Consider the following 703-nt stretch of genomic DNA (forward strand, 5'->3'; position numbering starts at 1 on the left):
CATATGTCCCAAGGGTGGTGTCGCGATCTCCCGTCGGGGATCGCACCATAAGTAACAGAAGGCGCATCTCGTAGTGAGGGGAGCTGTGATGACTGTTCCTGTACGTCGCGGCCCGGGCAGGCTCGCTGAGCGGCGCTTCCCCGGCTTCGCCACTGACCCGCTCGCCGAGTTCAACGACATCTTCGGCCGCCTGGGCAGTCTGCTGGAGTCCACCGTCGGCCCGGTCACGCAGGGTATGGCTTTCGCTCCGCTGGCCGACGTTTCCGAGACCGATGACGCCTACGAGATCGAAGTCGAGGTCCCCGGCGTCAAGCGCGACGACATCAACATCGAGATGGCCGACCGGGAGCTCGTCATCAGCGGCGAGTTCAAGGAGCGTGAGCGCACTGGCATCCTGCGCCGTGGCACCCGGCGCACCGGCCAGTTCGAGTACCGCACCGTCCTGCCCAGCGAGATCGACGCCGAACGTGTCGAGGCGACGCTGAGCGAGGGCGTGCTGTGCGTCAAGGTGCCCAAGGCGGAAGCGGCCAAGCCGCGCCGTATCGAGATCACAGCCGGAGAGTGACACCGGCTAGCGAGCGGCCCTGGCTTGGCGAGCGGCCCTGGAGCCTGGGTGGTCCACGCTCCAGGGCCTGCTCATCGCGCCCCCGTGCGTGGCCTGCAGGGTAAGGGGCTGCCCGCATTCACCCACCGCCGGCAGCAG

At 67.6% G+C, this 703-nt stretch carries 1 protein-coding gene; it reads left to right on the forward strand.

Going from position 1 to position 703, the window contains the following annotated elements:
• Positions 1-88 precede the first annotated feature (88 nt).
• Positions 89-565 (forward strand): Hsp20/alpha crystallin family protein, encoded by a 477-nt coding sequence (locus tag ACYVMZ_RS39385; protein ID WP_461088133.1) that lies wholly within the window; start codon positions 89-91, stop codon positions 563-565.
• Positions 566-703 lie beyond the last annotated feature (138 nt).

The organism is Streptomyces deserti, from assembly GCF_054782695.1.

Excerpts from the sequence above, each read along its gene's own strand:
- ACYVMZ_RS39385 (WP_461088133.1), top strand. The coding sequence starts at position 89 with ATGACTGTTCCTGTACGTCGCGGCCCGGGCAGGCTCGCTGAGCGGCGC.